The organism is Rhodococcus sp. P4_B6, from assembly GCF_056402215.1.
In genome coordinates, this window is sequence record NZ_JBFUHV010000307.1 from 1 (window position 1) to 5,796 (window position 5,796).

Annotated in this window: 5 protein-coding genes; 3 read left to right on the forward strand and 2 right to left on the reverse strand. The window is 67.9% G+C overall.

Annotated elements, in window-relative coordinates:
• Both AC1DWT_RS49180 and AC1DWT_RS49185 read right to left on the reverse strand, forming a co-directional pair.
• The coding region (locus AC1DWT_RS49180; protein ID WP_477926057.1) for a phosphate signaling complex PhoU family protein at positions 1–315 on the reverse strand (315 nt) is incomplete at its 3' end.
• Between the two features lie 78 nt (positions 316–393).
• Positions 394–762, reverse strand: a complete 369-nt coding sequence (locus AC1DWT_RS49185) for a WhiB family transcriptional regulator (protein WP_387494004.1) — start codon at positions 760–762, stop codon at positions 394–396.
• 843 nt (positions 763–1,605) lie between these two features.
• Between AC1DWT_RS49185 and AC1DWT_RS49190 the strand changes: the two genes are divergently transcribed.
• The 3 genes from AC1DWT_RS49190 (at position 1,606) to AC1DWT_RS49200 (ending at position 5,701) form a co-directional block, all read left to right on the forward strand.
• Positions 1,606–3,624 (forward strand): APC family permease, encoded by a 2,019-nt coding sequence (locus tag AC1DWT_RS49190; protein WP_477926055.1) that lies wholly within the window; start codon positions 1,606–1,608, stop codon positions 3,622–3,624.
• A gap of 526 nt (positions 3,625–4,150) precedes the next feature.
• Positions 4,151–4,555: a DUF5319 family protein gene (locus tag AC1DWT_RS49195; protein WP_477926056.1), complete on the forward strand. Its 405-nt coding sequence runs from the start codon at positions 4,151–4,153 to the stop codon at positions 4,553–4,555.
• Positions 4,556–4,942: 387 nt separating this feature from the next.
• Positions 4,943–5,701 (forward strand): cysteine--tRNA ligase, encoded by a 759-nt coding sequence (locus tag AC1DWT_RS49200; RefSeq protein WP_206015693.1) that lies wholly within the window; start codon positions 4,943–4,945, stop codon positions 5,699–5,701.
• The last annotated feature ends 95 nt before the right edge of the window (positions 5,702–5,796 follow it).

The window sequence follows — 5,796 nt, forward strand, 5'->3', positions numbered from 1 at the left end:
GCGCACGCTCTCGGCGACGTGTTGCGCCAGCCCGCCCATCCGGCTCAGATCCGACACCAGATGCACCCCGGTGACGACCTGGCGCAGGTCCCGGGCCACCGGGGCCTGCAACGCCAGCAGCGCCAGCGCCTGCTCCTCGCACGGACCGTGTAACTGCTCGATCTGCTCGGTGAGGTCGAACACCCGCTCCGCCTGCGGAAGGTCGGCCCGCACGAGGGAGTCGGTGGCCACCTCGATGGCCTCCCCGGCCAGATGGCACATCGACGCCAACCGGTCGGTCAGGCCGTCGAGCTGCTCGTGAAACTTCATCCGCATACGCATCATCATCGTGCACTCCGCCGGCCGCCGGGGCTTCCGCGCTCATCCCGAGTAGCTACCAGAAGGCCGCTAGTGCTAGTTACCAGGAGCCGCGTCCCCGGTTCCGCCGGACTCCGGTCGCGCGTGCCGCGGCGTGAGAGGCCGGTACTCGCCGCGGCGTAGCCGGCGGGCGTGCCGTCTGCGGTCGGTCTCGGTCATGCCGCCCCAGATTCCGTAGGGTTCGCCCGTGGCCAGGGCGTGGTCGCGGCACCGGCTGAGCACGGGGCAGTCCTCGCAGATCCGCCGGGCCCGTTCTTCGCGTCGGGCCCGGGCCTGACCGCGTTCCCCGTCCGGAGAGAAGAACACCGACGATTCGATGCCGCGGCACGCGGCGTCCTCCCGCCAGACCCCGGCACCGGGGGCGGTCCCCTCGGTGGGCGGCAGCGATGAGGGTCCTACGGACAGCACTGTGGTTCCTTCCGTTCCCACGCAGCGGAGCCGTCGAGACGGATCCGCCACCTCGGGAATGTTTCTTCTATCGGCGTCGGGTATCGGTTACGACTCGTTTCAGATAACAAAACCGAATACCCTGTTTGTGAGGTATACCGGAGAAGCCGATGTCGGCGCCACCCGGTTGCATATCCAACGTCCGTCCACACGCTGCGACGCAACCCCATCGTGCGATCGGAGGCGGGGCCGAGGTCGATTGCCGACGCGGTGCGGGCGCACAACGCGTTGTCGGTCGTTGCGCGGCAAGATTTCGTTGCGTGGCAGCACCCGGTGCACGAATCCAAATTTTGCTGGTGGAGATCCATTGTTCGAATGCTGCTTATTCGTTTCAGTGAGGTCGGGCCTTCACGAAGCCGGCGACGCAAGATGTTCTTCCAATCTGCGGGGCAGAGCAGGGTCGGAGTGGTGGACCCATTTGCGGCATTGGGCCACCGTTGAACCGGCTCGGGTAAGCACCTCCGGCTGCGGGAGTTCAGCGAGTGCATCGGTGCGAATGAGACCGTCGCCACATGGTGCAGGCGATGTCGAATGCCTGTTGGTCGGGTTCGCAATGGCGGCACTGGCTTTGACTGATCAGGTGACCGGAACGGTGCGGGTCCGGATGGAGCCAGATGACGGCGAGGTCGGCGCGTTGATGGACGGCCTCGGCCCGATTGGTCGGCTCGTGTCCGTTGTGCAGATCTCCGGCATGCCATCGTTCCGTCGTAGCAGAGCGCCTCCGCAGCCGGCTGGTTTCTTAGCGAAATCCTTACGCCCCGAGAGCCGAGTGCAGTGCCGAACCGCGTCTAKGCTTCGGCGGTGTCCAAAGCCGTCCATGCGGCGCGGCGTCTGATTCTGGGGCGTGCGCTGCGCAGTGAGCATCTCGGTGACCAGTTGCTGTCCAAGCGGCTGGCGCTGCCGATCTTCGCCTCCGACCCCCTCTCGTCGGTGGCCTACGCCACCCAGGAAATTCTGCTGGTCCTCTCGTTGGGCGGGCTGGCGTACCTGTATCTGACCCCGTACCTGGGTGCGGCGGTGGTGGTGCTGCTGGCGGTGGTGGTGGTGCTCTCCTACCGGCAGGTGGTGTTCGCCTACCCGAGCGGCGGCGGATCCTACGAGGTTGCGAACCGCAACCTGGGGCCATCCGCCGGGTTGACGGTCGCCGCCGCCCTGCTCGTCGACTACGTGATGACCGTCGCGGTGTCGGTGGCCGCCGGGGTGGACAACCTCATCTCCGCCTTTCCGTCCCTCAACGCGTACCGGGTGGCGATCGCGGTCGGCTTCGTGGTCCTGTTGACCGCGATGAACCTGCGCGGGGTCCGCGAATCCGGCAAAACCTTCGCGGTCCCCACCTACGGGTTCATTGCCGGTGTCCTGGTCCTGATCGTCACCGGCCTGATCCGGGTGCTCCTCGGGGATGCGCCGGTCGCCGAGAGCGCCGCCTACTCGATCACCCCGGAACACTCCGGGATCACCGGGCTGGCCTTGGTGTTCTTCGCGCTGCGCGCGTTCTCCTCCGGCTGTACCGCGCTGACCGGCGTGGAGGCCATCTCCAACGGGGTCCCCGCCTTCCGCAAACCCAAGAGCGTCAATGCCGCCAAGACCCTGGTGGCGATGGGGGCCACCGCGATCGTGATGTTCGCCGGCATCACCGCACTGGCCATCATCAGCAAGGTTCGCATCGCGGAACACACCTGCGACCTGGTGGGGTTCACCGGCAACTGCCAGACGGATCCGCAGCGCACCGTGATCGCGCAGATCGCGGCCGCGGTGTTCGGGGGGACCACCAATGTCGGGTTCTTCTACATCCAGGCCGCCACCGTGCTGATCCTGATCCTCGCGGCGAACACCGCCTACAACGGGTTCCCGCTGCTCGCCTCGATCCTGGCCCGCGACCGCTACCTGCCGCGTCAGCTCAACACCCGCGGCGACCGGCTGGCGTTCAGCAACGGCATCGTGCTGTTGGCCCTGGCCGCCGGCCTCCTGATCGTCATCTTCGACGCCTCGGTCACCCACCTGATCCAGCTCTACATCCTCGGGGTGTTCACCTCCTTCACCCTCAGCCAGGCCGGGATGGTGCGGCACTGGAACCGTCTCCTGCGCGCCGAACCCGACCGGGCCGAACGGCACCGCATCCGGTTGCGGCGCACCGTCAACGGGATCGGCTGCGCCCTCACCGGGCTGGTGCTGATCATCGTGACCGCCACCAAGTTCACCCAGGGCGCCTACCTGGTGGTCATCGCGATGCCGATCCTGTTCGTGATGATGAAGGCCATCCGCCGGCACTACGACCGGGTCGCCGCCGCCCTGGTCCTCGACGAGGACAGCTTCGACCTACCCTCCCGGGTGCACGCCATCGTGCTGATCTCCCAGCTGCACAAACCAGCCGCCCGCGCCCTCGCCTATGCCCGCGCCACCCAGCCCTCGATCCTCGAGGCCGTCACCGTGCAGAGCGACGACACCCCCCGCCTACAGAGGGAGTGGGACAAGCAGAGTATGCCGGTGCCGCTGAAGGTGCTCGCGTCCCCGTACCGGGAGGTGACCCGGCCGATCATCAACTATGTCAAGAACATCCGCCGGGACAACCCCCGCGAGGTGATCACCATCTACATCCCCGAATACGTCGTCGGGCACTGGTGGGAACACCTGCTGCACAACCAGAGCGCCCTGCGGCTCAAGGGCCGGTTGCTGTATACCCCGGGAGTGATGGTCACCAGCGTGCCCTGGCTGCTGGACTCGGCCGAACACATCACGTATCCGACGGCCCGGCCCGCCCCCGGCGACATCCGCCGCGGAACCATCCCGGCGAAAACACCGGCCGCGAACAACCGGCCGTGACCATGCTGCGCACCGCAGGGCCAATTGACTCCGCCGTATCCACCGGCCGCGCGCGAGGCCGACAACCGCGCTCGACAACTCGGCGAGAGTTGCCTCCATCGCCCACGGCCGAACGCAGCGAATCCCTGCCGAAYAGATTCGCGGGGCGTTCTCCCGGCAACAGTGCGCTGAACTAGCAGTTCAGAAGCGCGGACCCGAGCAGGTGGCGTCACCGAGGCTAAGTGCGCCTGTCAGGTGGCCCCGGTGCTCACGGCGGTCACCGTCGATAACTCGCGCCGTGTGAGGTCCCGGTGCGTTGGGTCGATGCGGAACGCGATCTGGCACACCCTCGCATCGCTGTGCTTGCGCAGTGCGTTCGCGATCTCATTCTCGCGCTGGGTGGGCAGGAGCCCGGTGCCAGGCGGCGAGTTCGATGGTGGCCAGCATCGAGTACGTCGGACACCGAGCACACGACCTGATCGGCGGGCCAGATCACCGATCCATCTCCGGTCAATCTTCGCCGCATCTCAACACGTACTGTGGTGCCGTGCACGATCRACTGCCTCCCGGCCTCCCGCTGGACCCGTTCGCCGGYGACCCCGCCGACCCGGCAGCAGCCCTCGACGCCATTGAGCCGGGCCAGCCACTCGATCCCCAGGAGCGGCTCGCAGTGGAGGAAGATCTGGCCGACCTCGTCGTGTACGAGGCGCTGCTGGCACATCAGGGGATCCGCGGTCTCGTCGAATACTGCGAGGACTGTCAGCACGATCACTACCAGGATTGGGACATGCTCCGCRCCGACCTCCTCSAGCTTCTGGCCGGCGGCCCCGTCCGCCCGCACGAGCCGGCCTATGCCCCGACCCCCGAGGCGTACGCCACCTGGGACTACTGCGGCGGGTACGCCGATGCCCAGGTGAACAATGCGGCGCACGGCGCCACCTTCGACACCTGAGGGCCCAGCCGCCACAACGGCCGGACATGTCGCATCCGCGGCGGAAATCCCGCAGCGCACACGAGMCCGACCAGATGGCCGGTGCACCGAGCTCCGCACGACCRGCGCGGCGGAATCGGGCACTTCCCTCCGCCCGATCCCGCGCCTCCCGCACTTCCGTCGCATCGAGCTTCCCATTCTGCGCGTGGGCCCTGGACGCGATCTCCCGCGATGCCGTCCCGCTCGCACCGGCCGGTCCCACGCTCACCGGCGGCAATCGCAACACGGGCCGTGGGGGTCTCACGGGCTGAGCAACGACGATTGGCCACGGCACGGTCTGGCACCGGCCCCGTCCCCAATGCGGGCGAGGGCTGTCCCGGGCGAGACCGCCGCGACGAGACTGAGAAGATGCTGATCCTCTCCGGAGCCAACGTCCCACCCACCACACTCGGTACGCCGGGCAGCGTCGTCCACCTGTGTGTACGCATGCCCGCCTCGGACCGCGCCGCGACAGCCGGGGCGGTCCGCACACTCCTTGTCGCCGACCTGACCCGACGGGTCCTCGAGGATGTGCACCGCTCACAGGTCGCACTCACCCTCCTCGCCCCCCGACCCGGTTCACCCGTGATACCAGGCGATCTCGACGCGTGGATGATCCGCCCACCGGCAGGAATCTACGATTCCGCCGACGCCGCCGCAGCCGCAGTCGGCACCCCGGTCGGGCTCATGGTGACCGCGGCCGAGGACGACACTGCCGAGTCTGCGCTGACCGTCGGTGCCGCGGCCGGGTCCGAGCCGCTCGACGATCTGACCCACGCCGGTCATGACCCGCTGACGCTGCGTTGTGTGCTGCTCTCGACGCACTACCGGCAGCAAGCGCCGCTGACCATGGAACGGATCGCCGACGCCGCGGGGCTGTTGCATCGATGGCGGCAGCGCGTCGCCGACTGGAGCACACACATCTCCGTCCCGATGCCCGCAGACATCCTCGAGGCCACGTATCGCGCCTTCGACCGAAACCTCGACGTGCCGGCGGTCCTCGACCTGATGCACCACGTCGAGTCCGACGCCGCGATCGCCCCGGGCGCCAAATTCGAAACCTTTGTCCACCTCGACCGGGTGCTCGCCTTCGATCTACCCCGCCACCTCGGCGGCCCGCACTCGTGAGATTCACCGTCCCGAGCCGCCGTGCGCCGGCGGGCAACACAGTCCCGTGTCCCGCGCCGCGGAGCTGGCACCCGGAAACGGGTACACCTGCATGC